Origin of the sequence: Modestobacter sp. DSM 44400 (assembly GCF_900107175.1) — a bacterium.
GTDB lineage: Bacteria > Actinomycetota > Actinomycetes > Mycobacteriales > Geodermatophilaceae > Modestobacter.
In genome coordinates, this window is sequence record NZ_FNOZ01000159.1 from 1 (window position 1) to 1,485 (window position 1,485).

Annotated in this window: 1 protein-coding gene; it reads left to right on the forward strand. The window is 71.1% G+C overall.

Translation table 11 applies throughout. The annotated features are described in order from the left end of the window. Positions 1-56 precede the first annotated feature (56 nt). Positions 57-1,481: an IS66 family transposase gene (locus tag BLW04_RS25450; RefSeq protein ID WP_217631281.1), complete on the forward strand. Its 1,425-nt coding sequence runs from the start codon at positions 57-59 to the stop codon at positions 1,479-1,481. Positions 1,482-1,485: the final 4 nt, after the last annotated feature.

A 1,485-nucleotide genomic window follows, 5' to 3' on the forward strand; every position in this document is an offset into this window, starting at 1 on the left:
CAGGTCCCTGCGGCGTGGCGTGTTGACCTGGCCGTGTGATCGATGATGCTCGTGGGGTGTCCGGCGATCCCTCGGTGGTGGAGCTGCTTGAGCGGCTCGCGGAGCGCGATGGGCTGATCGATGCGTTGCGGGCGGAGCTGCGCGCGGCGCAGGTGAAGATCGGCGAGCTGGAGGCTCGGCTGGGGACGACGTCGAAGAACTCCTCGAAGCCGCCGAGCCAGGACGGCTTGGGCAAGCCGGCACCGAAGTCGTTGCGGACCCGGTCGGGGCGCAAGCCCGGTGGGCAGCCGGGACATCCGGGGTCGCGGTTGGCGCAGGTCGCCACACCGAATGAGCGGGTGCGCCACGAACCCGCCGCGTGTAGCGGCTGCGGCGCCGGCCTGGGCGGCGCGGAAGAGGTCGGCGCGCAGCGCCGGCAGGTGTTCGACCTTCCCCCGGTCGCGGTGCGGGTGGTGGAGCACCAACTGATCGCGCACCGCTGCGGCTGCGGGACCGTGACCGCCGGGCAGGCCCCGGCCGGGGTCGACGCCCCGGTGCAGTACGGGCCGCGGATCGCCGCGATCATCATCTACCTCTACGTCGGGCAGTTCCTGTCCAAGCAGCGCACCGCACAGGCACTGAGCGAGCTGTTCGGGGTGCCGGTCAGTGGCGGCACGGTCGCCTCGGTCACCGACCGCGCCGCCACCGCGGTCACCGACAGCGGGTTCCTGGGGCTGGTCCGGGCCGGGCTGGTCAAGGCACCGGTGGCGCATTTCGATGAGACCGGGTTCCGGGTCGCCGGCAAGCTGCACTGGGTGCACTCGGCCTCCACCGAGGCGTACTCGCTGATCACCTGCCATGCCAAGCGCGGGGTGGCGGCGATGGACGCCGCCGGGGTGCTGCCGGAGTTCGCCGGGGTCGCGGTGCACGACGCGTGGGCGCCCTATGACACCTACACCGGCGCCACCCATGCACTGTGCGGGGCGCACGTGCTGCGCGAGTTGACCGCGGTGATCGACACCAGCCCGGCCGGCGCGTACTGCTGGGCCCGCCAAGCCCAGGCCGCCCTGCTGGATCTCAAGGCCCTCGTCGATGACGCTGCCGCCGGCGGGCGCCCCAGCGTGAACCCGGTCGAGTTGGCCGTCCAGACCCGGCTGCTGCGCTCGGCAGCCAACATCGGGATCAGTGAGAACCGCGACCGGGACGGGAAGCTGGCCAAAAAACATCACGCGCTGGCCCGTCGCCTGCTGAACCGGCAGACCGACTACCTGCGGTTCACCACCGACTTCGCCGTGCCCTTCGACAACAATCCCGCGGAGCGCGAGATCAGGATGATCAAGGTTCGGCAGAAGGTCTCCGGCTGCCTGCGAACCCTCTCCGGCGCCGAGACGTTCTGCGCGCTCCGCTCCTACCTCGCCACCGCACGAAAGCAGGGCACCGACTTCTTCGAAGCCCTCACCATGCTCACCGAGGGAAACCCGCGGCTGCCCGCTGCCGCATGACCTG